This window comes from Actinoplanes ianthinogenes (assembly GCF_018324205.1).
In the GTDB taxonomy this organism is placed as follows: Bacteria; Actinomycetota; Actinomycetes; order Mycobacteriales; family Micromonosporaceae; genus Actinoplanes; species Actinoplanes ianthinogenes.
This window is the reverse complement of record NZ_AP023356.1, coordinates 3,597,009-3,622,505: the sequence shown is the minus strand read 5'-3', so window position 1 is coordinate 3,622,505 and position 25,497 is coordinate 3,597,009. Positions and strand designations below refer to the sequence as shown.

Here is a 25,497-nt window from a genome sequence, read left to right as displayed (position 1 = left end):
ACTACGGTTTCCGGCCGTAGAGCAGGCGCAGGGCCTTGACGATCTGCTGGACCTGGGCCGGGGTGCGCTCGAAGGTCATCGCCGGGAGCAGGGACTTCGCCCGGCGTACCGTGATCGCCTTGGCCCGGGCGAACTCACGCAGGCCGTCCTCGCCGTGGATCCGGCCGAACCCGGACTCGCCGACGCCGCCGAACGGCAGGTTGCCCATCCCGACGAAGGTGAGCGTGCCGTTCACCGCGACCATGCCGGAGCGCAGCCGCCGGGCGATCCGGACCGCGTTCTTCTTCCCGAACACCGAACCGCCCAGCCCGTACGCGGTGTCGTTCGCCTTCGCCACGGCCTCGTCGGCGTCCCGCACCTTGGTGATGGTCAGCGTCGGCCCGAACGTCTCCTCGCGGATCTCCGACGAGTCCGCCGGCACGTCCACCAGGACGGTCGGCGCGACGTAGGGCGGGTTCACCGCGTCGGCGCCGCCGAGCACCGCCCGGCCGCCCTTGGCCAGCGCGTCGTCGATGTGCTCGCGGATGATCTCCAGCTGTTTCGGCATGGTGATCGGGCCGATCTCCTCGCCGGTCCGCAGCTTCCCGGCCTTCTCCACCACGGCCGCGACGAACCTGTCGTAGACCGGGGCGACCGCGTAGACCCGCTCGATGCCGATGCAGGTCTGCCCGGCGTTGGTCATGGCGCCCCAGACGGCGGCCTCGGCGGCCGCCTTGACGTCCGCGTCGGCGTCCACGATCAGCGCGTCCTTGCCACCCGCCTCGATCACCACCGGCACCAGGTTCTCCGCGCAGGCGGCCATCACCTTCTTGCCGGTGGCGGTGGAGCCGGTGAAGCTGACCTTGCCGACGCCGGAGCGGCACAGCGCGCCGCCGACGTCGCCGAGGCCGTGCACCGCCTGCAGCACCGGGTGCTCCGGGACGACCTCGGCGAACGAGTCGACCAGCCACTGGCCGACCACCGGGGTGTACTCACTCGGCTTGAAGACCACCGCGTTGCCGGCCGCCAGGGCGCCGGAGATCGGGCCGATCGGGGTGACGATCGGATAGTTCCACGGGCCGATCACGCCGACCACGCCGTACGGCTGGTACTCCAGGTGGCCGACGTGCTCGGCGAGCAGCAGGCGGGTGCGCATCCGGCGCGGGCCGAGGACCCGCTTGGCGTGCCGGGCCGCCCAGTCCAGGTGCTCGACGGCGGCGGTGACCTCGATGATGCCGTCGTTGACCGGTTTGCCGCTCTCCAGCCGGGTGAGCTCGGCCAGCTCCTGGATGCGCTCGACCAGCAGGCTGCGCCAGCGCAGCAGCCGGACCTTGCGGCCCTCCCAGCCGAGCCCGTGCCACCAGGCGGCGGCCGCGTGCGCCCGCTCGACGGCGGCGGCCACCGCTTTGTCGTCGGCGGCGGGCACCCGGCCCGCTTCCGCGCCGGTGGCCGGGTTCGTGGAGATCAGCTGGCCGTCCGCGATCACGGGCAGGCCGGGAACGTGAGTCGCCGTCATGTCGGGAGTCTAGGCCGAATGTTACCGATGAGTCACTACGTACTCTTAACCTTGTGAGCCCCCGCCGTAACCGCCCCCACCGTCCCCCGGCCGACGAGGAGTCCCCCCGGGACCGTCCGGGCATCACCGAGCAACGCGTCCAGCAGTGGCAGGACGGCGACTGGATGGTGCGCAACATCTTCGGCGCGGCGGCGGCGAAAACCTATCGCTGCCCGGGCTGCATGCAGGACATCCGGCCCGGCGTGGCGCACGTGGTGGCCTGGCCGGCCGACGACTTCGGCGACGGCGCCGACCGGCGGCACTGGCACACCGGTTGCTGGCGCGCCCGTGACCGGCGCGGCCCCGCGGTCGAGCGCTCGCGCAACGCTCCCCGCTATGGGTGAACCCTTCCACCGCCCCGTCCGCCACCCTGAAACGGAATGAGAGCACCTTCCTCATGACCCACCCGATCCGTGCCAACTCGATCCTCCCCGCGAAACGGGAGGACATCGAGCTGCACACCGCCGACGGCGTCACCCTGGTCGGTGAGCTGGCCGTGCCGCTGGACCGCGAGCCGGTGGCCACCCTCGTCTGCCTGCACCCGCTGCCCACCCACGGCGGGATGATGGACAGCCACGTCTACCGCAAGGCGGCGTGGCGGCTGCCCGCCCTGGCCGGCCTCGCCGTGCTGCGCTTCAACACCCGCGGCACCAGCAGCGTCCGCGGCACCAGCGGCGGCAGCTTCTCGGCCGGCGTCGACGAGCGCTACGACGTGGCCGCCGCCATCGAGTACGCCGAGTTCGCCGACCTGCCGGACATCTGGCTGCTCGGCTGGTCCTTCGGCACCGACCTCACCCTGATGTACGGGCTGGACCCGGCGGTGACCGGCGCGATCCTGCTCTCCCCGCCGCTGCGCTTCTCCCGGCCGGAGCACCTGGCCGCCTGGGCCACCGACGGCAAGCCGGTGACCGCCCTGATCCCGGAGTTCGACGACTACCTGCGCCCGGCCGAGGCCGCCGAGCGGTTCGCCGCGATCCCGCAGGCCGAGGTGGTCCCGGTGCCGGGCGCCAAGCACCTCTGGGTCGGCGACGCGGAGAAGGTGCTCGACGAGGTGGTCCGCCGGGTGGCCCCGGGCGTGCCGACCCCGCTGCCGCGCACCTGGGACGGTCCGATGGAGACCGGCGACATGAACGCCTACGCCGACCGCACGGTAGCCGCCTTCGCCGACGTGGAAGTCCCCAAGCCCCTCAAGGAATGACCCCTCCCCGCCCACTTCCCACTCCCCGCCCACCCAGGGGGAGCCGCCCGAGAACAGTGTGGCGCGAAAGTGCGAGTTCACGGGCGGGGGCTGTGGACAACGCCCCGGTGTGGATTCCGCGGCACCCGCCGTTGCGTGCGGCAGCGGCCGTGCCCTGCAGCCCGGCCGGCACACCGGGGTGTCTCGGCTGCTCGGAACATTTCTGAGCCCCAGCCGGCACCCCGGGCCGCGGGCCTGGCGGTTTCCCCCAGCGGGCCCGCACGACACGCGCAGCGGCCGTGCGCGGGCCGCAGCCTCGCGGGCCGGCTCGCACAGAGCTCCCCGTCGTACCGGAAAAAGATCCGCAAGAATGCCGGCGGCATCGCGGCAGCGGGGATGGTCCTCGACGAGAGTCCCGGACCGAGGCTGCGGGCGTGTCGACGGGTCTAACGCTGATCCATGCTGGGGGCCAGGACCTCTCGCATGATCAGCTGGACGGCGGCCACCATCGGGATGGCGACCAGCGCGCCCACCACGCCGAACAGGGCGACGCCGAGCAGGGCGGCGACGACTGCGGCCACGTCGCTGACCTTGACCGAGCGGCGCATCACGTTCGGATAGATCAGGTAGTTCTCGATCTGCTGGTAGACGATGAAGAAGATGATGCAGACGATGCCGTCGGGGACCGAGGAGGCCAGGCCGACCAGGCTGACGATGACCGCGCCGATGGTGGCGCCGATCTGCGGGATCAGGTCGCAGACCGCGACCACCACGGCCAGGGCGAACGGGTACGGCAGGCCCAGCAGCACGGCCAGCACGAAGGTGCTCAGGCCGGCCAGGATGGCGATCGAGATGGCGCCCACCATGTACGCGCCGACCTTGGTCAGGATCTCGTCGGTGAGCAGTCGCACCCGGTCGCGGCGGGTGCCCGGGACCAGCGAGTAACCCGCCTCCTTGATCTTGTCGAAGGAGGCCATGAAGTAGATCGTCAGCACCAGCACGGTGAGGACGTTGAAGATCGTCCCGAAGATCAGCTTGGCGCCGCCGACCACCCCGCCCACCGCGCCGCCGATGGTGCCCGCGTTCACCGCGCTCTGCACCTTGTTCACGATGTCGTAGCGCTGGACCAGGTCGTTGACCGTCTCGCTGCGGCGCAGGGTCTCGATCGTCTCGGGCGCGTTGTTGATCAGCTCGGTGGTCTGGGTGACCAGCGGCGGGATCAGCGCGATGATCCCGCCGGCCAGCAGACCCACGACGGTCAGCGCGACGATCGTCACGGCCAGCCCGCGCGGCAGGCCCCAGCTGCGCAGCCGGACCACCGCCGGGTTCAGCCCGATCGCCAGGAACAGCGCGATGAAGATCAGGACCAGGATCGAGGTCGCGTTGCGGACGCCGAGGAACAGCGCGTACGCCACGATCACGCCCAGCCCGAACAGGAAGCCGAACAGGAACGGACTCCGCCGGTTCAGCGGGCGGCCGGGTGCCCCGAAGCGGCTGCCCTCATCCGGGCTGTCGTCCTCGGGAGCGGGTGCGTCCACCGGCTCCTCGACGGGTTCCGATGACATGCGTGACCTCCACAACGGACCGGGAGAGTCCGGAGGTTACCAACCGGCCGCCAGCCGGGTCACTACTCCGCGTCGGCCGGAACCCGGCTCGCCTGCGGGACGGTCACCTTGGCCGAGGCGGTCACCTTGGCGGGCGGCTCGGTCGTCACCGGCGGTGGGGGAACCACGGCAGTGGCGCTCGCCTTGCCGTCCGGCTCGGGCTCCTGGTCGTCCGGTGAGGCGGCGGCCGCCAGCACCGCGGCGGCGGCCAGCTCGGCCACCCGTTTCGCCTCCTGCTGCACCTGACGGCGGACGTCGGCGGCGTGCCGCTCGGCGGCCTCCCCGGCCCGCTGCGCCTCGCTCACCCGCTGCAACTCGGCCTCCAGCTGCTGGGTGGCCTCGGCCAGCCGCTGCTTGACCCGCTCGGTCTCCTGCTCGCCCGCTTTCGCCTCGTCCAGCGCGACGGCCAGGCGCCGCTCGGCCTCGCTCACCTTGGCCTGAGCGGCCTCCAGCTCCCGGCCGGCCTGGGCGATCTTCTCCTGCTGGGCGGCCATCTCCTTGCGGGTGGCGGTGGCCTGCTCGTCGGAGCGGCGGAGCACCTCCTCCGCATACTTGTCGGCCTCGCTGCGCAGGTCGGCGCACTGTTTCTCGACACCGGCCCGCATCTGCCCGAGCTCCTCGATCACCGCGTGCCGGCGCAGCGCCAGCTCGTGCTCGACGGCGGCCTTGAGGTCGGCGTGCTCGCGGTCGGCCTCGGTGCGCCGGGTGGTGATCTCCTGGTTGACCTTCTCCCGCAGCGCTTTCAGCTCCTGCTCGGCCTGCATCCGGGTGGACTGCACGTAACCGTCCACCTCGGCGCGGGCCCGCTGGGCGTCCTGCGCGGCGGTGTCGGCCAGGTGCTGCGCCTCGGCGCGGGTCCGGGCCAGCAGGGCCTCGCTCTCCCCGCGGATCTGCTCGGCGGTCTGCCGGGCGGCGGCCACGGCCTTCTCCCCGGCGGCCCGCTTGGCGGCGTCGGCCTTCTCCTCCTCGGCCCGGCGGGCGGCCAGCGCCACCTCGAAGTCCCGGACGGCGTCGTGAGCGTGCGCCTCGGCCTCGGCCCGGATCCGCTCCGCCTCGGCGAGCCGGCCGGCGATGTCGTCGGTGGCCGACGCCTTGATCGCCTCGGCCTGCTCCTCGGCGAGCGCCAGGATCTGCTCGACCCGTGGGCCGAGGTGCCGGAACGAGACCTCGCCGACGACGCCGGAGTTGCGCCGGGTCTGGGTGATCTCCTGCTGGAGCCGCTCGATCTGCGCCGCCATCGCCTGGATCTGCGAATACGCCTGCTCCCGCTCGGCGGCCAGCGCGGCGATCTCGTTCTCCGCGCGGGCGACGTATCGCTCGACCTGCTTGCGCTCATACCCCCGCAGGGCGGTCTCGAAGCTGGGCTCGGTGGCCGAGTCTCCGCCAAGGCCGAAGATTTCACCGCCGTGCGACATGCTTTCCATCCTCACATACGCACAGTCCCGCGGCGTGTCGATACACACCGGACTAGGCGGGACTGTGTGGGTAGTAGCGAATTGTCCGACCGGGCTCGTGTGGAACCCAGGCTACGCGCCCAAACGAGTCAGGCCGCGCCGGAGAAACTCCGGTACGGCCTGAGTCACAAAGCCAAACCGGCCCGATCCACGGTGGCGTACTCCTGCGGAGTGCGCAACCGGAGGGACCGGGCGGCGCGGTAACTACGAGTTGGTCTTGGCGGCCACCGGCTCCTCGCCGGCCTCGGCCTCCTCCGGCTCAGCCGGCTTCTCCGCCTGGGCCGGGGCGGCCGGCGCCTGGGCGGCCGCCGCCTGCGCCACGGCGGCCGGAGCGGCCCCGCCGACGCCGGGCACCAGACCGGACAGGCCGGACAGCATCTGCCCGAGCTGGTTGGTGACCGCGTCCTTCTGCCGGGTGAGGTCCTCGACCTCGCGGCGGGCCGCCTGGGTGGTCAGCTCGGCCTCGGTGCGCGCCTCGCTGAGCAGCCGGTTGGACTCGGAGCGGGCCTCCGAGACGGTCTTCTCGGCGAGAGCGCGGGCCTTCTCCACGGTCTCGGCGGAGGTGCGCTCGGACTCGACGCGGCGGCTCTCGGCGCGCTGCTCGATCTCCTTGGCGCGGTCCTCGGCGGCGCGGGCCCGCTCCTCGGCCTCGGCCACCATCTTCTGCGTGGCGGCGACCTGAGCGGCGTGCCGCTGCGACTCCTCGGCCTCCGCCTTCTCCCGGCGCTCGGCGATCTCCAGGGCCAGCGCCTGGAGGTCCTTGTCCCGCTTGTCCCGGGCGTCGGCGAGCATCTTGGTCGCCTCGGCGCGCTTCTCCTCGGCCTCCCGGCCGGCTTTCGCCCGGGCCTGGGTGATCTCCCGCTCGGCGGTGGCGCGCAGCGAGGAGACCTCGCGCTCGACCGTCGACTTGAGCTCGGCCACCTCGTGCGCGGTGACCGTGCGCAGCTGCTTGGTCTCGCGGTCGGCGTCCGACCGCAGTGTGTCGGCCTCGCGCCGGGCCTGCACCCGGGTCTCCGCGGCCTCCCGCTCGGCGTGCGTGCGCACCTGGCCGGCCTCACGCTCGGCGGTCGCCTTCATCGCGGCGGCCTCGGCGCGGGCCTTGTCGGTGATCTCGCGGGCCTCGAGGCGCGCGGCGGAGAGGATGCCCTCACTCTCCCGCTTGGCCTCGCTGCGGTGATCGTTGGCCTGTTCCTCGGCGAGCCGGAGGATCTGCTCGACCCGGGTGCCCAGCCCGGAGAGCGTCGGCCGGTTGTTCTCCTCCAGCAGCTTGTTGCTGTCGGCGAGTTTCTGCTCCAGCACGTTCAGCCGCTGCTCCGACTGGCGGAGCCGGCGCTGGGCGTCATTCATCCGCTGCTCGGCCTCACCGCGGGCCTGAACGGCCTGATTGAGGGCGGCGAGCAGGCGGCCGATGTGTCCGTCGACCTGCTGACGATCGTAACCACGAAGCACGACGGTGAAATCGTGCTGCGAATTCGCGGTGTCGAAGAAGTCCATGGACTGATCCTGCTGCTGGGGCATTGCGCCATCCTGGCGAGAAGGGGGCGGGGATGCAAGGGCCGTGTGGCTGTGGCACCCCAATGTAGATCAGCTTTGACCTGGAGCGGAGGCGGGTGCCGACCCGTTCGGGCGATGGCGGTCACTCACCGGCGGGCCGGGTGTCGTCCCGTCGCCACCTGCTGAGTCGGGGCTTCAGGTGATCGGCGCCCCGCCGATGGGGCGGTCGGCCCTGCTCAATGGCACTGATCCTGCCAGCCGCCCGGCCGTGCGTCAGGCTGATTCACCCGACCGGTGTACCGGTTCGGCGGGCTCCACCAACTCGACGAGCACCCCGCCGGCGTCCTTCGGATGAACGAAATTGATCCGGGAGCCCGCGGTGCCGCGTTTCGGGGTGTCGTAGAGCAGTCGCATGCCGCGCGCCCGCAACGCGTCGGCCGCCGCCTCGACGTCGGCCACCGTGTAGGCGAGTTGCTGAAGGCCGGGACCGCTGCGATCGAGGAACTTCGCGATCGCCGAGTCGGGCCGTGCCGGGGCGAGCAACTGGACCCGGGGACCGGCGCCGTCGCCCACGGCGAGCATCGCTTCCCGGACGCCCTGTTCGTCATTGGTCTCTTGGTGCACACAGCGCAAACCCAGATTCTCCTGGTAGAACCGGATTGCCTCGTCCAAGTCGGGCACCGCGATACCGACATGGTCGATCCGGAGCAATTCGACCCCGGAGAATGTGACATTCTCGGGATGGGTGGCACTCGATGTGTGGTCCGTCATGCCGTTAGTCTCTGACCTGACCCATCGTTAAGGCTGCCCGGGTACCCGCTCCGTACCCAGCCGTCGCAGATCGGACATACCGTGACCACCTCCGTGATCGTCAGTGGCGCCCGTACCCCGATGGGGCGCCTGCTGGGCAACCTCAAACATCTGCCCGCCACCGCCCTCGGCGGGCACGCCATCGCCGCCGCCCTGGCCCGCGGCGGTGTCGCCCCCGACCAGGTGCAGTACGTCATCATGGGCCAGGTGCTCCAGGCCGGCTGCGGGCAGATCCCGGCCCGCCAGGCGGCCGTGGCGGCCGGCATCCCGATGACCACCCCGGCGCTCACCATCAACAAGGTGTGCCTCTCCGGCCTCGACGCGATCGCGCTGGCGGACCAGCTGATCCGGGCCGGCGAGTGCGAGATCGTGGTGGCCGGCGGCATGGAGTCGATGACCAACTCCCCGCACCTGATCAACCAGCGGCAGGGCACCAAGTTCGGCGACGTCACCGTCCGCGACCACATGTCCCTCGACGGGCTGACCGACCCGTGGGCCGGCGTCTCGATGGGCGAGTCCACCGAGAACAGCGGCGTCCGGCTGAACATCACCCGTGCCGAGCAGGACAACTGGGCCGCGCTCAGCCACCGGCGGGCCGCCGCGGCGCAGGCCGAGGGCCGGTTCGCCGAGGAGATCGTCCCGCTGCCCTCCGGCGACAAGAAGGCCGAGGGGCCGATCGAGACCGACGAGGGCGTACGCCCCGGCACCACCGGCGCGTCGCTGGCCAAGCTGCGCCCCGCCTTCACCCCGGACGGCACGATCACCGCGGCCACCGCCTCGCCGATCTCCGACGGCGCCGCCGCGGTCGTGGTGATGAGCAAGGCCAAGGCCGAGGAGTTGGGGCTCAGCTGGCTCGCCGAGATCACCGCCCACGGCAACGTGGCCGGCCCGGACAGCTCGCTCCAGTCCCAGCCGGCCAACGCGATCAAGCACGCGCTGGAGAAGGCCCGGATGAGCGTCGAGGAGCTCGACCTGATCGAGATCAACGAGGCGTTCGCCCAGGTCGTCATCCAGTCGATGCGTGAGCTGAAGGTCGACGAGGACAAGGTCAACGTGAACGGTGGGGCGATCGCTCTCGGTCACCCGATCGGGATGTCCGGCGCCCGGCTGGTGCTGACCCTGGCGCTGGAGCTGAAACGGCGTGGCGGCGGGACCGGCGCGGCGGGTCTCTGCGGTGGTGGCGGTCAGGGCGACGCTCTGATCATTAAAGTACCGTCGTGAGCCGACTCCGCGATGTGCCCTCCCTGGTCAGCAAGGCCCGGGAGGGCGACCCGCGGTCGGTGGCCCGGCTGATCAGCCTGGTGGAGAACGGTGACCCGGCGCTGCCCGAGGTCGCCGCGGCGATGGCGCCCTACGCCGGCCGGGCCCAGGTGGTCGGGCTCACCGGCGCCCCCGGTGTCGGCAAGTCCACCACGACGAACGAGCTGGTCCGGGCGCTGCGTGCGGCCGGCCACCGGGTCGGGGTGTTGGCCGTGGACCCGTCCAGCCCGTTCACCGGCGGCGCGATCCTCGGTGACCGGGTGCGCATGCAGGAGCACACCGCCGACCCGGGCGTGTACATCCGCTCGATGTCCAGTCGCGGACAGCTCGGCGGGCTGTCCGCCGCCACCCCGCAGGCCGTCCGGGTGCTCGAGGGCGCCGGGTGCGACGTGGTGCTGGTCGAGACGGTCGGCGTCGGGCAGGCCGAGGTGGAGATCGCCTCGCTGGCCGACACCACGCTGGTGCTGCTCGCCCCCGGGATGGGTGACGCGATCCAGGCGGTCAAGGCCGGCGTGCTGGAGATCGCGGACGTCTTCGTGATCAACAAGGCGGACCGCCCCGGCGCGGACAACACCTACCGCGACATCCAGGGCATGCTGGCGCTCGGCGAGCGCGGCGCCGGCGAGTGGCGGCCGCAGGTGGTCCGCGCGGTCGCGGTCAAGGGCGAGGGCGTCGACGAGGTGGTCGCCGCGATCGAGAAACACCGCGCCTGGATGACCGAGAGCGGCGAGCTGCGCGTCCGCCGCGAACGCCGCGCCGAGGCGGAGATCTCCGCGCTGGCGCTGGGCACGCTGCGCGCCCGGATGGGCGACCTGCGCGGCGGCACGGCCCTGGCCGATCTGGCGGCGAAGGTCGCGGACGGCGCGCTCGACCCTTACGCCGCCGCCGACGAACTGCTCGCCGGCCTGTAACCGCGCCGGGACCTCCGGCGCTGGTCACGGTCGCCGCCCACGGCGGTCGCCACGCCCACCCGCTGCCGCCCCCCCGCCCGGCCCGGCCGCGCAAGCCAAGACCCCGGCTGGTGCCCATGGCCCTATTCCGAGTGGGTATCGGGCCATCAGGGCCAGCCGGGGTCGTGGGGCTGGTGTTCGTGGCCCTATTCGGGGTTGGGGCAGGGCCGTGGGGGCCAGCCGGGGGCGTCGGGCTGGTGTTCATGGCCCTATTCGGGGCTGGGGCAGGGCCGTGGGGGCCAGCCGGGGGCGTCGGGCTGGTGTTCATGGCCCTATCCGGGGCTGGGATAGGGCCATGGGGGCCAGCTGGACTGCATGCGGCCGGGCAGAGGCTCCTGGGTGACGGGAGCGTTCAGTCGGCGAACTGGGCCATGGTGGCCTGGATCATGGCCCAGTCCCAGGTCAGGGTGCCGTTGTCCAGGTCGGTGAGCACCCCCCGCAGCCAGGCCAACTCGGCCCGGAGCATCGCCGCGCGATATTCGTCCTCCAGCAGGAACAGCCTGGGCAGCCCGGGTGGGGCCTGGGCGTCGATCGCGGCGACCCGCTCCGCGACCGCCTCGGCGCGCCGGTGCAGCAGCTCGCGGGTCTCCGTGGGGCTGATCAGAGCCAGGAACGCCAGCGCGACCGGGAACTCGGGGAACTCGCGGGCCGGGGTCGGCAGCATCTCCAGCAGCCAGCGCCGGAGCGTCGCGCTGCCCTCCTCGGTGACCTCGTAGATCGTGCGCTCGGGGCGGCCGGCCTCCCGGGTGGTCTCGCCGGGGCGGGCCAGTCCCTCCCGGACCAGGCGGTCGAGTGCCTGGTAGACGCTGTTGCGCTGGGCCACGTTGACCAGTTGGTCCTGGCCGCGCTCCTTGATCACCTGCTGCATCCGGTACGGGTGCATCGGCGTCTCCACCAGCAGCGCCAGCAGCAGCATCGCAAGTGGGGAGCGCTTCATGCCAAGCAGCCTACGATCCCTTGACGGGCCATAGTCATTTTATGGATAGTCATTATATGACTAAGGAAGCTGCCGTGATCGGGGGTGGCATCGCCGGCACCGCGGCGGCCATCGCCCTGTGTCACGCCGGGTTCGACCCGGTGATCTACGAGCGTCACGAGCGCGGCGTCGCCGACGAGCGCGGCGCGTTCCTCACCGTCGCGGAGAACGGGCTGGCCGCGCTCCGCTCGCTCGGCCTGACGCCGGAGAAGGTGCTGGCCCGGGGCTTCGCGACGCCCGCCATGGCGCTGCGCGGCGCGTCCGGGCGGGTGCTCGCCGAGCTGTCGCTGGGGCGGGACACGCTGACCATCCGCCGCGCCGACCTCTACGCGGCGATGCGTGCGGAGGCTGAGGCCTGGGGCATCCCGGTCGTGCACGGCGCCGCGCTGACCCGGGCGGTGTCCGGGCCGGACGGGGTCGAGGCGGCGTTCGCCGACGGCGGGCGGGTGCGTGCCGAGTTGCTCGTCGGGGCGGACGGTCTGCGGTCGCGTACCCGGCAGTCGTTGAATGCGGCCGCGACCGCGCCGCACTACCTCGGCCTGCTCAATGCCGGCGGTTTCACCGCCGGGCCGGTGGAGCCGCGCCTGGCGCCGCCACCCGGGGTGATGCAGATGTCCTTCGGGCGGCGGGCCTTCTTCGGCTGGGCGACCGCGCCGGACGGCTCGGTCTGGTGGTTCGCGAACCCGCCGAGCAAGCGGCCGGTCGAGTCCGGCTCCTTCACCCCCGAGGCGTGGAAGGCGCACCTGATCGAGCTGTTCGAGGGGGATCCGTCGTCGCCGGCGGCGGAGCTGATCCGGCTCAGCGGCGAGGTGGTCGGGCCGTGGAACACCGAGGACATGGGCCCGGTCCGGGTCTGGCACGACGACCGGATCGTGCTGGTCGGCGACGCCGCGCACGCCCTGGCGCCGACCTCCGGGCAGGGCGCCTCGCAGGCCCTGGAGGACGCCGTCGTGCTCGGGCACAGCCTGCGCGGGCACGCGTCGATCGGCGACGCTCTGGCGGCGTACGAAAAAGTCCGTCGTCCGCGGGTGGAGAAGGTCGGCGCGCACGGGCGGCGCGGCAACAGCAACAAGGTGAAGGGGCCGGTCGGCGCGGTGATCCGGGACGCGATGCTGCCGGTGATCTTCCGGCTGCTGACCCGCAACGGCGACCCGCAGGCCTGGATCTTCGAATACCGGCTGCCGCCGCTGCCGGCGGCCTGAGACCGGCAACCCCGGCAGCGTGGCGGGCGCTGCCGGGGTCGGTGGGGTGGAAAGGGTTCCGTCCCGCACTCTTCCCGCTGCGGTTACCGCGCGGTAGTGGGGAAAACCCTTGTCCTGATGTCCATCGTGACCTTAGTAATCGTTCAGTTCTGCCTCTAGTATGGGGCGCATGGACGCAGCCGACATCGAGGCCGGGCGCGAGCGCTGGCAGCGCCGCTACGACGCCGCCCGCAAGCGGGACGCCGACTTCACCACGCTCTCCGGCAACCAGGTGGAGCCGGTCTACGGCCCACCCGCCGGGGCCACCCATCCCGGTTTCGAGCGGATCGGCTGGCCCGGCGAGTTTCCGTACACGCGCGGGCTGTACCCGACCGGTTACCGGGGGCGGACCTGGACGATCCGGCAGTTCGCCGGCTTCGGCAACGCCCGGCAGACCAACGAGCGGTACAAGATGATCCTGGCCGCCGGCGGTGGCGGGCTGAGCGTGGCGTTCGACATGCCGACGCTGATGGGCCGCGACTCCGACGACGCGCAGGCGCTCGGCGAGGTCGGCCACTGCGGCGTGGCGATCGACTCGGCGGCCGACATGGACGTGCTGTTCGAGGGCATCCCGCTGCAGGACGTCACCACCAGCATGACCATCTCCGGCCCGGCCGTCCCGATCTTCGTGATGTACCTGGTGGCCGCCGAGCGGCAGGGCGCCGATCTGAGCAAGCTGGACGGCACCCTGCAGACCGACATCTTCAAGGAGTACATCGCGCAGAAGGAGTGGCTCTTCGCACCGGAGCCGCACCTGCGCCTGATCGGCGACCTGATGGAGTACTGCGCCCGCGAGATCCCGAAGTACAAGCCGCTGTCGGTCAGCGGTTACCACATCCGGGAGGCCGGCGCGACCGCCGCGCAGGAGCTGGCGTACACCCTGGCCGACGGTTTCGGGTACGTCGAGCTCGGCCTCTCCCGCGGCCTGGACGTCAACCAGTTCGCCCCCGGCCTGAGCTTCTTCTTCGACTCGCACATCGACTTCTTCGAGGAGATCGCCAAGTTCCGCGCCGCCCGCCGGATCTGGGCCCGGCACCTGCGCGAGGAGTACGGCGCCACCAGCGAGAAAGCACTGTGGCTGAAGTTCCACACGCAGACCGCCGGTGTCTCGCTCACCGCCCAGCAGCCGGTGAACAACGTGGTGCGCACCGCTGTCGAGGCGCTCGCCGCGGTCCTCGGCGGGACGAACTCGCTGCACACCAACGCCCTGGACGAGACGCTCGCGCTGCCCACCGACGAGTCGGCCGAGATCGCCCTGCGCACCCAGCAGGTGCTGATGGAGGAGACCGGGGTGGTCAATGTGGCCGACCCGCTCGGCGGCTCGTGGTACGTGGAGGCGCTCACCGACCGGATCGAGGCCGAGGCCGAGGAGATCTTCGAGCGGATCCGCGGGCTCGGGCACGACGGCAGCATCACCGCCGGCATCCTGCGCGGCATCGAGGACGGCTGGTTCACCGCGCACATCGCCGAGGCCGCGTTCGCGTACCAGCAGGCGCTGGAGAAGAACGAGAAGCGGATCGTCGGGGTCAACGCGCACACCGGCACGGTCGCCAAGGAGCTGGAGATCCTCCGGGTCTCCCACGAGGTCGAGGTGGAGCAGCGGCGGGTGCTGGCCGCGCGCCGGGCGGAGCGTGACGAGGGCCGGGTGAAGAACGCCCTCGATGAGCTCGTCGCGGTCTCCCGGACCTCGGCGAACATGATCCCCGCGATGCTGGAGGCGGCTCGCGCCGAGGCGACTCTCGGCGAGATCTGTGACGCCCTGCGGGGCGAGTGGGGCGTCTATCGGGAGCCGGCCCGCTTCTAGGGGCGCAGGCCCCGCATCAGGATCTCCAGGTAGCGGTCGAGGGCGGCGGTCGCGTCCTCACCGCTGCCGCTGCTCACCGCGTACCGGATGCCGCAGGTCAGCCGGCGCAGATCGTCCGGCGCGAGATCGGCCCGGATCGCGCCCTGCGCGCGAGCCCGGGTGAGCACCTCCTGCGACGCCGTCATCAGGTGGCCCAGGAGCCCTCGGGTGTCCGCGCACTCCACGTCGCCGGAGGCCAGCACGAGGGCCAGGGCCGGATCGGTCAGCTGGCGGCGCAGCGTCTCCCGGATCAGAGCCGACAGCCCGGCGCCGGCATCCGGACTCGCCGCGGCGGCGTGTGCCTCCAGGACGAGCTCCTGGAGGCTCGGCGCGGCCAGCGCCTCGAGCAGCGCCTGCCGGGTCGCGAAATGCCGGTACATCGTGCCGACCCCGACGCCCGCCTCCTTGGCGACGGCGTTCATCGGCAGCTCCAGGTCGCCGGTGTCGACGCGGGCCCGGGCGGCGGCGAGCATCCGGGCGCGTACCCGGGCCGAGTCGGCGCGAAGAGTCACACGCAGAGGATAACTCATCCGTTCTCGTGCTACGGTCGGCGTCAGATCAGCGGATAAAAAATCCGCTAAGGCCGGAGGTGGCGGAAGTCATGGCTGTGACCTGGGGATTCGACGACATGCCCGACCAGAGCGGGCGGACCGTGGTGGTGACCGGCGCCAGCAGCGGGCTGGGCCTGATCCTGACCGAGCAGCTCGCCCGGCGCGGCGCCTCGGTGATCATGGCGGTGCGCGACGCCGCCAAGGCCGACCGGGTGCGGGCCGGGCTGACCGGGGCGATCGAGGTGCGTCAGGTGGACCTCGGCGACCTCGACTCGGTGCGGCGCTTCGCCGACCGGATGCACGCCGACGGCCGCGCGCTGGACGTGCTGGTCAACAGCGCGGGCATCGGTGCGCAGCGGCGGGAGATCGGGCCGCAGGGATACGAGCGGGTCTTCGCCACCAACCACCTCGGAGCGTTCGCGCTCACCGGGCTGCTGCTCGACCTGTTCCGGCCGGACCGCGATCCGCGGATCGTGGCGGTCACGTCCAACTTCTACAAGCGCATCAAGGTACGCGATCCGTTCACCGACCTGACCGCCTCGCGCCGCTTCTCGCCGGGCCGGGTGTACACCGAGAGCAAGCTGGCCAACATCCTCTTCGGAACCGAACTGGACCGTCGCCTGCGCGCGGCCGGCAGCCCGGTGCGTGCCTACGTCGCCCACCCGGGGATGGCGACCACGCCGATGCACGACACCGCGCGGGGATTCGCCCAGCGGGCGTTCCTGATGATCGCCACCGGCCTGCTGGCGCGCACCGCCGAGCAGGGCACCCTGCCGCTGGCGTTCGCCGCGACCGCGGCGCAGGCGCGGACCGGCGTCGCCCTCGGCCCGGGCGTCCGGAAAACGGATCTCCGGGTGCATTTCGACCCGGTGGCGGCGCCCGCCGACGACCCGGCGCTCGCCGCCGAGCTCTGGCGGATCTCCGAGGAGGCGACCGGCGTCCGCTATCTCAGCGAGCCGGTCCCGGCCGGCGGTCGGTGACCTCCGATATCGGCCGCCTGGTGGCGGCGCGAACAGGCGCGACTGCGTGCGAGACTAGGTAACCATGAGCGACCCACGGACCACTCCGTCGATCTTCACCCGCGGCGCGGTCGATCTCAGCGCGCTGCGTGCCCCGGCGCCGGCCAAGCCGGCCGCGCCGAGCCGTCCCGCCGCTTCCGACAGCGCCCCGGCCGGTGCCGTTCCCGGCACCCTGCCGGGCCTCGCGCCGGAGACGATCATCGACGTCACCGAGAGCAATTTCCAGAGCGAGGTGCTGGAGCGCTCGCTCTCCACCCCGGTGATCCTCGACTTCTGGGCCGACTGGTGCGGGCCGTGCAAGCAGCTCTCCCCGGTGCTGGAGAAACTGGCCGTCGAGGGCCAGGGCGCCTGGGTGCTCGGCAAGGTCGATGTGGACGCCAACCCCCGGCTCGCCCAGGCGTTCCGGGTGCAGGGCATCCCGATGGTGCTCGCGGTGATCGGCGGGCAGCCGGTCGAGGGCTTCACCGGCGTGCTGTCCGAGGCGCAGGTCAAGCAGTACATCGACGCGGTGCTCAAGGCCGCCGGGGTGAGCTCCGGCGCGGCCGCGCCGGAGGACCCGCGGCTGGACGCGGCCGACGACGCCCTGATGGTGGGCGACCTGGACGCGGCCGAGGCGGCGTACAAGAAGATTCTGGCCGAGTCGCCCGCCGACGCGGCCGCCGAGGCCGGCCTCGCGCAGGTCGGGCTGTATCGGCGGATCAACGGGCAGGACCCGGCGTCGATCCTGTCCCGGGCCGCCGCCGACCCGGACGACCTGGAGGCCCAGCGGCTGGCCGCCGACGTCGAGGTGCTCAGCGGGCAGGCGGAGGACGCGTACGCGCGGCTGGTCGCTCTGGTCAAGCGGACCTCCGGCGAGGATCGTGACGCCGTACGCAAGCACCTGCTGTCGCTGTTCGCCGTGGCCGGGCCGGACGACCCGGCGGTGGCGGGCGCGCGGCGCGCACTGGCCAGCGCACTCTTCTAGATCCCACAGTTCTCGAGGAAGCGGGAGGGCGTCGTGCGACGCATCGCCGTTCTGGACGCGCCGTCCAATCTCGGCCTGCGCCCGCCGACCGCGACGTCGGTGCCGGGCTGTGCCAAGGCGCCCGGCGCCCTCCGCGACCACGGCCTGCTGACCCGGCTCGCGGCCCGGGACGCCGGCTGCCTCACCCCGCCGCGGTACGACCCGGGTGACTGGCGCCCCGGCGACGGCGTCGCGCACGCCCCGGAGATCGCGGCGTACTCGCGGGCGCTCGCCGACCGGATCGGCGCGATCATCGACAACGGCGAGTTCCCGGTGATCCTCGGCGGGGACTGCTCGATCCTGATCGGCTCCGGGCTGGCCATGCACCGGCTCGGCGAGGCGGTCGGCGGCCGGATCGGGCTGGTCTTCGTGGACGGTCACTCCGATTTCCGGCACCCCGGCAACGCGTCCTATGTCGGCGCGGCCGCGGGGGAGGACCTGGCCCTGGTCACCGGCCGGGGGCAGGCCGACCTGGCGGCGATCGAGAGCCGCCGGCCCTATTTCCGGGACGTCGACGTGGTGGTGCTCGGCATCCGGGCCCAGGACGAGTACCGGCTGGACCTCCAGGCCGCCGGGATCGTCACCCGCCCGGTGCCGATGCTGCGGGCCGAGGGGGCGGCGCGCAGCGCGCAGTGGGCCCGCGATCAGCTGGTGGACTGCGCCGGTTACTGGGTGCATGTGGACGTCGACGTGCTCGACCCCGCGGTGATGCCGGCGGTGGACGCGCCGGATCCCGGTGGCATCGCCTTTCCGGAGCTGGAGCTGCTGCTCACCGGGCTGGTGGATTCGCCGCACTGCCTCGGGGTGGAGATCACCGTCTTCGACCCGGACTACGACCCGGACGGGCGGTATGCCGAGGAGATCACGTCGGCGGTGGTGAGTGGGCTGGCGCCGGTGCGGACGGTGACGCCGCGACCGGATCTGATCGCGGCTCGGCGGGATCTGGCGAACCAGCCGGCCGCCCGGTCCGTCCCGATCGCACCTGATATCGACCCGGTGGTGGACGAGCCGGTCGAGGTCGTGTCCTCGCCGAACGGCGTCGTCACGGAGCCGGACCCTGAGCCGGAGCCGGATCTCGACCCGGATCCGGAGCCGCATCTCGAACCCGAACCCGAGTCGCACCTCGACCCTGAGGCGCAACCGGAGCCTCAGCCCGAGGACGACCCGGTCGGCGAGTCATCGGTCGAGGAGGTCGTCGCGGTCGCCGATGAGCAGTTCGCGGAGGAGACCGGGGAGACCGGGGAGACCGAGGAGAGGACCGGGGAGACCGCGGAGGACGGACCGGAGCCGCCCGGGATACGGCTGCTCACCCGCCCGCTCGGCTCCGCTCCGCTGCTCGACTCGGAGCCGCTGCCGGCCACCCGGCCCGGGATGCTGCGCCCGCGGCCCCCGGCCGACCCGCCGGCCGCCGGGGCGCTCACGCTGCACACCCCGGGTCTGGGCCCGGCGGGCCCGGCGGGCGTCGTCTGACTACTTCGCCAGCGTGGTGAGGAAGTCCTTGACGATCGGGACGGCCGCCTCCGAGCCGGCCCCGCCCTTCTGCACCATCACGGCGAAGGCCACGTCACCCTGGTATCCGATGAACCACGAGTGCGTCTCGTCCGACCCGTTCGCGAACTCGGCGGTGCCGGTCTTGCCGTAGACCTCGCCGCCCGGGACGCCCTTCAGCGCGGTGCCGGTGCCGCCGGTGACCACCTCGCGCATCATCGACCGCAGCGCGGTCACCGCCTTCGCGTCGAGCGTGCCGGTGGCGCCGGCGGCGGCCGGCGCCGGGTCGAGCACCAGTTTGGGTGGCTGGAAGGCGCCCTTGGCCACCGCCGCGGTGGCGGCCGCCATCGCGATCGGGCTGACCGCGGTGCTGCCCTGCCCGAAGGTGGCGGCGGCCAGCTCGGTCGCGCTCGCGCCGTCGGAGACCTTTCCGGTGAAGACGTCGACCCCGATGTTCCACGTGCCGCCGATGCCGAGCGCCGTGGACGCCTGCTTCAGGCCGTCCGCGCCCAGCTGCGGCGCCAGGCCGACGAACGCGGTGTTGCAGGACTTGGCGAAGTCGACGTGGAACGGTGTCTTGCCGAGTTCCTCGTCGTGCGAGTTCTTGAAGGTACGCCCGTCCACCGTCCGCGTCTTCGGGCACTCCACCACGGTGTCCGCGGTGACCTTCCCGGACGACAGCAGCCCGTATGCGGACACCATCTTGTACGTCGAACCGGGCGGCACCTGCCCGGTCAGCGCGGTGTTCACCCCGCCCGGGTCCGGCCCGTTCGCCACCGCCAGCACCGCGCCGTCGCTGATCCGCAGCGCCACCAGCGAACTCGGCTGCTTCTGCTTGGCCAGCGCCTGGTCGGCGGCGTTCTGCGTGGCGGTGTCGATGGTGACCTTGACGTTCTTGCCGTCCACCGGCTTGGACGTGAAGATCGGCTTCTCCTCGGTCGACGCGTCGGCCGCCTCGGCGGAGACCACCACGGACACCCCGGCCGCGCCGCGCAGCTGCTGGTCGTACTTCTCCTGGAGGCCACCGTGCCCGACCACGTCGCCGACGGCCAGCTCGGCGGGACGTTTCTCCAGGTCGTCCTTGGTGGCGGCGTCCGCCGTGCCGAGCAGGGCGCGGGCGAACGCGCGGGTCGGGGCGAGCTGACGGGTCTCCTCCCGGAACACGGTGCCGGGCAGGGGGCGTACCGAAGATCTGATCTTGTCGTAGTCGGCCCGGCGCAGGCTGACCAGGTCGATGAAGTCCTCCGGGTCGGCCTTGGCGACCCGGTCCTTGAGATTCTTGAGATCGACGTCGACGCCGATCTTCGTGAAGGCGGCGGTCAGCGACTTCGTCAGCGACGGCAGGTCCTTGATCTTCTCGGGGTAGAGCCCGATGACGACCACCTCCTGCGGGCCGACCAGCGCCTTGCCGTTCGCGTCCACGATCGTGCCGCGCTGCGCGGCCACCCGGCGCAGCCGGAACTTCTCACCGGCCTCCAGCTCGGGCTGGAGCACGGCCGGCTCCCAGATCACCTGCCAGCCGTCGCTGTTCTGCTTGGTCATCCGGACGGTGGACTTGTAGTCCCAGGTCACGTTGCCGGGCAGGGTCCACTTCACGTCGATCGGGGTGGTCGCGAGGTCGCCGGAGACCGCCGGGTCACCGGCCACCGAGACGGCGAGCGGCTGGTCCTTGAGGTCGCCGTAGAACCCCTGGATGCCGGTCAGCACGTCGGCCGCGGCGATCTTCGCGCCGGCGGACGTGACGAAGCCCACTTTGCTCAGGTCGCCGCTCTTCCAGCCGTTGAGAAAGGCCACGACGGTGTCCTGGGGGTCGTCGTCCCCGGAGCACCCGGCCAGCCCCGCTGTGGTCAGCAGGAGCAGCGTGGTCATTCCGGCGGTGGCGCGGCGCATGAGGTTTCCCCCTGTGGGTACGTCTTGCTGGGCTGATCGCACGGTAGTCGCCGGAGGCCATTCGTGCCGCCCCGCACCGGTCGAAAGCTCGCATATCAGCCCACCTGTCGGGCTGGCACACCCTGGGTGTGAAGGTGCCGCGCCCGGGCGTTCTAGGCTGTGCCCGACACGTTCGAACCCACAGTGTCGTGGGTGAGGGGAGCGCCGGACCATGCCTGTCGCCGACGAGGCAGCGACCGATTCTGATCAGACCGTGCCCGACTCACCGGGGCCCGGACCCGGGCTTGCCCTCACCGGGCGGCTCGGTGCGTCCACCGACTCCGGAGAGCTCGACGAGCCGCTGCCGAATGCCGAGCGCCTGGTCGCTCAGGCGGTGGAGCGAGCCGGCGAGGACCACACCACCGCGTCGCTGGTCGACCGCTTCTGGCGGTTCGCCCCCGACGAGGAGCTGGTCGGGTACACCCCGGAGGAGATGTTCACGGCCGCGGTCGAGCACCGCGAGCTGGCCCGGAACAGGTTGCCGGGCGAGCTGAAACTGGACCTCACCGAGCCGCGCGGCCCGCAGGCGCACACCGTGCTCCAGATCGTCACCGACGACATGCCGTTCCTGGTCGACTCGGTGATCGCCCTGCTCACCGCGCACAACCTCCAGGTCTACCTGATGGTGCACCCGCTGATCGTGGTGCGCCGGGAGCCGCTGGGCGCGCTCAGCGAGCTGGAGGCGGACGTCGAGCCGGACGACGCCATCGAGGGTGACCTGGTGGAGAGCTGGATCCGGATCGAGATCGACCCGGTCCGCCGCAGCGACGCCCGCGACCAGCTGCTCAACGAGGTCCGCCGGGTGCTGACCGACGTGCGCGAGGCGGTCGAGGACTGGCCGCGGATGCGCCAGCGGGCCCTGGTCATCGCCGACGAGCTGGCCACCGCCCGCGGGTCGGACCGGCGGCTGCCGGTGCCGGAGAAGGACGTCACCGACTCGATCGAGCTGCTCAAGTGGCTCGCGCACGACCACTTCACCTTCCTGGGCTACCGCGAGTACCGGCTGGACGACGGGGTCCTGACCGCGGTGCACGGCACCGGCCTGGGCATCCTGCGGGGCGAGAGCCGGCCGCGGCGGCTGGACACCATGGCGCCCGAGGCGTACGAGCGGGCCATGGAGAAGCGGCTCCTGGTGATCACCAAGGCGAACTCGCGGGCCACCGTGCACCGCTCCGCCTACCTCGACTACATCAGCGTCAAGGTCTTCGACTCCGACGGCAACGTCACCGGCGAGCGGCGCTTCCTGGGCCTGTTCTCCAGCTCGGCGTACCGGACCAGCGTCCGGGAACTGCCGGTGGTCAAGCGCAAGGTCACCGAGGTGATGGACCGTTCCGGCCTGTCGCCGCGCGGCCACTCGGGCAAGGACCTGCTCCAGATCCTGGAGACGTACCCGCGCGACGAGCTCTTCCAGATCAAGACCGATGACCTGTACGAGGCGGTCATCGGCGTGCTGCGGATGGCCGGCCGCCGGCAGCTGCGCCTGTTCCTGCGCCGGGACGGGTACGGCCGGTTCATCTCGTGCCTGATCTACCTGCCCCGGGACCGGTTCACCACCGGCAACCGGCTGCGGATGCAGGAGATCCTGCTGCGCGAGCTGAACGGCGTCGGGGTGGACTACACCACCCGGGTGACCGAGCGGATGCTGGCCCGGGTGCACTTCATCGTGCGCACCGACCCGGCCGACCCGCCCGGGCAGCTCGACCCGAACACGCTGGCCGAGCTGCTGGCCGACGCCACCCGGATGTGGGACGACGACTTCTCCCTGGTCCTGGAGCGCAAGCTGGGCGACGAGCCGGCCAAGGACCTGTTCGCCCGGTATGCCCACGCGTACCCGGAGAGCTACAAGAACGGGCACACGCCGTACGAGGGCATGCAGGACCTGGCCAAGCTGGAGCTGCTGGAGGAGCCCGGCCAGCTGGAGATGCACCTGTACCGGCGGCGCAAGCTCGGCCCGGACGGGGCGCCGCAGCCGGACGACCACGACATCCGGTTCAAGGTGTACCGGTTCGGCGAGCCGATGATGCTCTCCGCCGTGCTGCCGGTGCTGCACTCGCTGGGCGTGCAGGTCAGCGACGAGCGGCCGTACGAGATCCGGCGCGAGGACGGGCTCATCTATCTGTACGACTTCGGGTTGCGCCCGCCGAAGGCGCACCGGGAGCTGGCCGAGGTGCGGCCGCAGGTGGAGAACGCGTTCGCGTCCACCTGGCGGGGCGAGGCCGAGGTGGACGGGTTCAACGAGCTGGTGCTGCGGGCCGGGCTGACCTGGCGGCAGGTGGTGGTGCTCCGGGCGTACGCGAAATATCTGCGGCAGGCCGGGAACGTCTTCTCGCAGCGGTACGTGGAGTCGACCTTCATCGCCTACCCGGAGATCGCGCGGCTGCTGCTGGAGCTCTTCGAGGTCCGCTTCTCACCGGCGCTGCAGATCGGCGAGTCGGAGCGGGACCGGCGCTCGGGCGAGGTGGCCGGGCGCATCACCGAGCTGCTCGACCAGGTGGACAGCCTCGACCAGGACCGGATCCTGCGGTCGTACCTGACGCTGATCGAGGCGACGCTGCGGACCAGCTTCTTCCAGCGTGGCGCGGACGGGCGGCCGAAGTCCTACGTCGCGTTCAAGCTGAACCCGGAGGCCATCCCGGACCTCCCGCAGCCCCGCCCGAAGTACGAGATCTTCGTCTACTCGCCGCGTTTCGAGGGCGTGCACCTGCGCTTCGGCGCGGTCGCCCGCGGTGGCCTGCGCTGGTCGGACCGGCGTGAGGACTTCCGCACCGAGGTGCTCGGCCTGGTCAAGGCACAGATGGTGAAGAACTCGGTGATCGTGCCGGTCGGCGCCAAGGGCGGCTTCGTGCTCAAGCAGAAGCCGGGCGACCGGGACGAGGCGGTGGAGTGCTACAAGCGCTTCGTCACCGCGCTGATGGACGTCACCGACAACATCCTGAGCGGCAAGATCGTGCCGCCGAAGGACGTGGTGCGGCACGACGGCGACGATCCCTACCTGGTGGTGGCCGCGGACAAGGGCACCGCGACGTTCAGCGACATCGCCAACGAGATCTCGGTCGGCAAGGAGTTCTGGCTCGGCGACGCGTTCGCCAGCGGCGGCTCGGCCGGCTACGACCACAAGAAGATGGGCATCACCGCGCGGGGCGCCTGGGAGTCGGTCAAGAAGCACTTCCGCGACCTGGGCACCGACTGCCAGACCGAGGACTTCACCGTGGTCGGCGTCGGTGACATGTCCGGCGACGTCTTCGGCAACGGCATGCTGCTGTCCGAGCACATCAAGCTGGTCGCCGCCTTCGACCACCGGCACATCTTCCTCGATCCGGATCCGGACCCCGCCCTTTCGTACGCCGAGCGCAGGCGCCTCTTCGATCTGCCGCGCTCGTCCTGGGCGGACTACGACGCGAAGCTGATCAGCGAGGGCGGCGGGGTGTACCCGCGTAGCGCCAAGTCGATCCCGGTCACCCCGCAGGTGCGCGCCGCCCTGGACCTGCCCGAGTCGGTCTCCGCGGTCAGCCCCGGCGAGCTGATGCGGGCGATCCTCAAGGCGCCGGTCGACCTGCTCTTCAACGGCGGCATCGGCACCTATGTGAAAGCGGCCTCCGAGTCGCACGCCGACGTCGGGGACAAGGGCAACGACGCGATCCGGGTGAACGGCGCCGAGTTGCGGGTCAAGGTGGTCGGCGAGGGCGGGAACCTGGGGCTCACCCAGCGCGGGCGGATCGAGTTCGCCCGCGCGGGCGGCCGGGTGTTCACCGACTTCATCGACAACTCGGCCGGGGTGGACTGCTCCGACCACGAGGTCAACATCAAGATCCTGCTCGGCGGGGCGGTCACCGACGGCGAGCTCGGGCTGCCCGAGCGGGACGAGCTGCTGGCGGCGATGACCGACGAGGTCGGCGCGCTGGTGCTGCGGGACAACTACGAGCAGGCGATGGCGCTGGGCAACGCGCGGGCGCAGGCCCACTCGCTGCTCCCGGTGCACCGGCGGATGCTCAAGGCGCTGGAGGAGCGCGGCGAGCTGAACCGGGAGCTGGAGGCCCTGCCGACGGACAAGGAGCTGGCTCTCCGGTACGAGAACGGGGAGGGGCTGAGCGCACCGGAGTTCGCGGTGCTGCTCGCGTACGTGAAGATCAGCCTGGAGCGGGAGGTGCTCGCCGACGAACTGGTCGACGAGGCATGGACCAACCAGGTGCTGCACCGGTACTTCCCGACCCCGCTGCGCGAGCGGTACGCCGCCCGGATGGCCGGGCACCGGCTGCGCCGGGAGATCATCTCGACCGCGCTGGTCAACGAGGTGGTCAACCGGGGTGGCACGTCGTTCGTCTTCCGGGCCATGGAGGAGAGCGGCGCGTCCGCGGCCGACGTGATCCGGGCGTTCGTCGTGGTCCGGGACGTGTACGGGCTCGGCGAGATCTGGAAGGCCGCCGAGTCGCTGGACAACAAGGTGCCCACGTCCGCGCAGACGCTGGCGCTGCTGGAGACCCGGCGGTTGCTCGACCGGGCGGTTCGCTGGCTGGTCAGCACCCGGCGCTCGCCGATCGACGTGGTCGGCGAGATCGCCAAGCTCCGTCCCGGCGTGGCCACCCTGCTGCCGCAGCTCTCCGAGGTGCTCGTCGGCGCCGAGCGGCGCTCGTTCGAGGAGCGGGTGGCGATGCTGGCCGGCAAGGGCGTCCCGGCCGAACTGGCCGACGCGGTGAGCCGGGTGTTCTACGGCTTCGGTCTGCTGGACATCCTGGAGACGGCGGCCGCCATCGACCGGGACGTGACCGAGGTGGCGCAGGTGTACTTCGTGCTGTCCGAGCGGTTCGGCGTGGACACGCTGCTGTCGCACATCTCCCGCCTCCCGCGCGGGGATCGGTGGCAGACGCTGGCCCGGATGGCGCTCCGCTACGACCTGTACGCGGCGCTGGCGGCGCTCACGGCGGAGGTGTTGCAGTCGACGCCGGAGTCGGCGGCCCCGGAGGACCGGGTCTCGCAGTGGGAGCAGGTCAACGCGGCGTCGATCGCCCGCGCGTCGAACGCGATGGGCGACGTCGACGAGTCGCCGGCTGATCTGGCGGCGTTGTCGGTGCTGCTGCGGCAGATCAGGACGCTGGTGAAGACCTCGTCGGCGGCCTGATCGCGATGGTCTTCCCGTGACGTGAAGGGTCGGCCGGGGCGTCATTGC

The 25,497-nt window shown here is 71.8% G+C and carries 17 protein-coding genes and 1 pseudogene; 10 read left to right on the top strand and 8 right to left on the bottom strand.

Annotated features, from left to right (window positions below; translation table 11 throughout):
- Position 1: 1 nt before the first annotated feature.
- A complete protein-coding gene (locus tag Aiant_RS16125) occupies positions 2 to 1,495 on the bottom strand; it encodes an aldehyde dehydrogenase family protein (RefSeq protein ID WP_189328720.1) in 1,494 nt (497 codons plus the stop codon).
- A 53-nt stretch (positions 1,496 to 1,548) separates the two neighbouring features.
- Here Aiant_RS16125 and Aiant_RS16120 point away from each other — a divergent pair, with 53 nt between their 5' ends.
- Both Aiant_RS16120 and Aiant_RS16115 read left to right on the top strand, forming a co-directional pair.
- Positions 1,549 to 1,878, top strand: a complete 330-nt coding sequence (locus Aiant_RS16120; RefSeq protein ID WP_189328721.1) for a hypothetical protein — start codon at positions 1,549 to 1,551, stop codon at positions 1,876 to 1,878.
- Between the two features lie 53 nt (positions 1,879 to 1,931).
- Positions 1,932 to 2,732: an alpha/beta hydrolase gene (locus Aiant_RS16115; protein WP_189328722.1), complete on the top strand. Its 801-nt coding sequence runs from the start codon at positions 1,932 to 1,934 to the stop codon at positions 2,730 to 2,732.
- Positions 2,733 to 3,157: 425 nt separating this feature from the next.
- Here Aiant_RS16115 and Aiant_RS16110 read toward each other — a convergent pair whose 3' ends face one another.
- The 4 genes from Aiant_RS16110 to mce form a co-directional block, all read right to left on the bottom strand.
- Positions 3,158 to 4,276 carry an AI-2E family transporter gene (locus Aiant_RS16110; protein WP_189328723.1) on the bottom strand — a complete coding sequence of 373 codons (1,119 nt, stop codon included), beginning with the start codon at positions 4,274 to 4,276 and terminating at the stop codon, positions 3,158 to 3,160.
- A 62-nt stretch (positions 4,277 to 4,338) separates the two neighbouring features.
- Positions 4,339 to 5,730: a Laminin subunit beta-1 gene (locus Aiant_RS16105; protein WP_189328724.1), complete on the bottom strand. Its 1,392-nt coding sequence runs from the start codon at positions 5,728 to 5,730 to the stop codon at positions 4,339 to 4,341.
- Between the two features lie 243 nt (positions 5,731 to 5,973).
- Positions 5,974 to 7,287, bottom strand: coding sequence for a coiled-coil domain-containing protein (locus Aiant_RS16100; RefSeq protein ID WP_189328725.1), 1,314 nt, complete (start codon positions 7,285 to 7,287; stop codon positions 5,974 to 5,976).
- Between the two features lie 249 nt (positions 7,288 to 7,536).
- Positions 7,537 to 8,034: a methylmalonyl-CoA epimerase gene (mce, locus tag Aiant_RS16095; RefSeq protein ID WP_189328726.1), complete on the bottom strand. Its 498-nt coding sequence runs from the start codon at positions 8,032 to 8,034 to the stop codon at positions 7,537 to 7,539.
- Between the two features lie 120 nt (positions 8,035 to 8,154).
- Here mce and Aiant_RS16090 point away from each other — a divergent pair, with 120 nt between their 5' ends.
- Together Aiant_RS16090 and meaB are read left to right on the top strand one after the other, a co-directional pair.
- Complete coding sequence (locus tag Aiant_RS16090; protein WP_229829862.1) at positions 8,155 to 9,294, top strand: acetyl-CoA C-acetyltransferase; 1,140 nt, start codon at positions 8,155 to 8,157, stop codon at positions 9,292 to 9,294.
- Positions 9,291 to 10,244, top strand: coding sequence for a methylmalonyl Co-A mutase-associated GTPase MeaB (gene meaB / locus Aiant_RS16085; protein ID WP_189328728.1), 954 nt, complete (start codon positions 9,291 to 9,293; stop codon positions 10,242 to 10,244). Before Aiant_RS16090 ends, meaB begins: the two co-directional genes overlap by 4 nt.
- Positions 10,245 to 10,635: 391 nt before the next feature.
- Here the strand turns inward: meaB and Aiant_RS16080 are convergent, their stop codons facing one another.
- Positions 10,636 to 11,220 (bottom strand): PadR family transcriptional regulator, encoded by a 585-nt coding sequence (locus tag Aiant_RS16080; protein WP_189328729.1) that lies wholly within the window; start codon positions 11,218 to 11,220, stop codon positions 10,636 to 10,638.
- Positions 11,221 to 11,276: 56 nt separating this feature from the next.
- Between Aiant_RS16080 and Aiant_RS16075 the strand changes: the two genes are divergently transcribed.
- Together Aiant_RS16075 and icmA are read left to right on the top strand one after the other, a co-directional pair.
- On the top strand, positions 11,277 to 12,461 hold the full coding sequence (locus Aiant_RS16075) for an FAD-dependent oxidoreductase (protein ID WP_229829834.1): 1,185 nt from the start codon (positions 11,277 to 11,279) through the stop codon (positions 12,459 to 12,461).
- Between the two features lie 169 nt (positions 12,462 to 12,630).
- Complete coding sequence (gene icmA, locus Aiant_RS16070) at positions 12,631 to 14,304, top strand: coenzyme B12-dependent isobutyryl-CoA mutase large subunit (protein ID WP_189328731.1); 1,674 nt, start codon at positions 12,631 to 12,633, stop codon at positions 14,302 to 14,304.
- Here the strand turns inward: icmA and Aiant_RS16065 are convergent.
- Entirely contained in the window at positions 14,301 to 14,855 is a 555-nt protein-coding gene (locus Aiant_RS16065; protein ID WP_212847091.1) for a TetR/AcrR family transcriptional regulator, read from the bottom strand. The two genes, icmA and Aiant_RS16065, sit on opposite strands and share 4 nt — an antisense overlap.
- An 89-nt stretch (positions 14,856 to 14,944) precedes the next feature.
- Here Aiant_RS16065 and Aiant_RS16060 point away from each other — a divergent pair, with 89 nt between their 5' ends.
- The 3 genes and pseudogenes from Aiant_RS16060 to Aiant_RS16050 all read left to right on the top strand — a co-directional run.
- Complete coding sequence (locus Aiant_RS16060; protein ID WP_189328732.1) at positions 14,945 to 15,874, top strand: SDR family NAD(P)-dependent oxidoreductase; 930 nt, start codon at positions 14,945 to 14,947, stop codon at positions 15,872 to 15,874.
- Between the two features lie 64 nt (positions 15,875 to 15,938).
- Positions 15,939 to 16,877, top strand: a complete 939-nt coding sequence (locus Aiant_RS16055) for a tetratricopeptide repeat protein (protein ID WP_189328733.1) — start codon at positions 15,939 to 15,941, stop codon at positions 16,875 to 16,877.
- Positions 16,878 to 16,910: 33 nt separating this feature from the next.
- Positions 16,911 to 18,065 (top strand): annotated as a pseudogene (locus Aiant_RS16050) (arginase family protein); the annotation flags it as partial.
- A gap of 321 nt (positions 18,066 to 18,386) precedes the next feature.
- Here the strand turns inward: Aiant_RS16050 and Aiant_RS16045 are convergent.
- Positions 18,387 to 20,294: a penicillin-binding transpeptidase domain-containing protein gene (locus tag Aiant_RS16045; protein ID WP_189328735.1), complete on the bottom strand. Its 1,908-nt coding sequence runs from the start codon at positions 20,292 to 20,294 to the stop codon at positions 18,387 to 18,389.
- A 211-nt stretch (positions 20,295 to 20,505) separates the two neighbouring features.
- Between Aiant_RS16045 and Aiant_RS16040 the strand changes: the two genes are divergently transcribed.
- A complete protein-coding gene (locus Aiant_RS16040; RefSeq protein WP_189328736.1) occupies positions 20,506 to 25,449 on the top strand; it encodes an NAD-glutamate dehydrogenase in 4,944 nt (1,647 codons plus the stop codon).
- Positions 25,450 to 25,497 lie beyond the last annotated feature (48 nt).

Excerpts from the sequence above, each read along its gene's own strand:
- Aiant_RS16125 (WP_189328720.1), bottom strand. The coding sequence starts at position 1,495 with ATGACGGCGACTCACGTTCCCGGCCTGCCCGTGATCGCGGACGGCCAG.
- Aiant_RS16115 (WP_189328722.1), top strand. The coding sequence starts at position 1,932 with ATGACCCACCCGATCCGTGCCAACTCGATCCTCCCCGCGAAACGGGAG.
- Aiant_RS16110 (WP_189328723.1), bottom strand. The coding sequence starts at position 4,276 with ATGTCATCGGAACCCGTCGAGGAGCCGGTGGACGCACCCGCTCCCGAG.
- Aiant_RS16105 (WP_189328724.1), bottom strand. The coding sequence starts at position 5,730 with ATGTCGCACGGCGGTGAAATCTTCGGCCTTGGCGGAGACTCGGCCACC.
- Aiant_RS16100 (WP_189328725.1), bottom strand. The coding sequence starts at position 7,287 with ATGCCCCAGCAGCAGGATCAGTCCATGGACTTCTTCGACACCGCGAAT.
- mce (WP_189328726.1), bottom strand. The coding sequence starts at position 8,034 with ATGACGGACCACACATCGAGTGCCACCCATCCCGAGAATGTCACATTC.
- Aiant_RS16090 (WP_229829862.1), top strand. The coding sequence starts at position 8,155 with ATGGGGCGCCTGCTGGGCAACCTCAAACATCTGCCCGCCACCGCCCTC.
- Aiant_RS16080 (WP_189328729.1), bottom strand. The coding sequence starts at position 11,220 with ATGAAGCGCTCCCCACTTGCGATGCTGCTGCTGGCGCTGCTGGTGGAG.
- Aiant_RS16075 (WP_229829834.1), top strand. The coding sequence starts at position 11,277 with ATGACTAAGGAAGCTGCCGTGATCGGGGGTGGCATCGCCGGCACCGCG.
- icmA (WP_189328731.1), top strand. The coding sequence starts at position 12,631 with ATGGACGCAGCCGACATCGAGGCCGGGCGCGAGCGCTGGCAGCGCCGC.
- Aiant_RS16060 (WP_189328732.1), top strand. The coding sequence starts at position 14,945 with ATGGCTGTGACCTGGGGATTCGACGACATGCCCGACCAGAGCGGGCGG.
- Aiant_RS16055 (WP_189328733.1), top strand. The coding sequence starts at position 15,939 with ATGAGCGACCCACGGACCACTCCGTCGATCTTCACCCGCGGCGCGGTC.
- Aiant_RS16045 (WP_189328735.1), bottom strand. The coding sequence starts at position 20,294 with ATGCGCCGCGCCACCGCCGGAATGACCACGCTGCTCCTGCTGACCACA.
- Aiant_RS16040 (WP_189328736.1), top strand. The coding sequence starts at position 20,506 with ATGCCTGTCGCCGACGAGGCAGCGACCGATTCTGATCAGACCGTGCCC.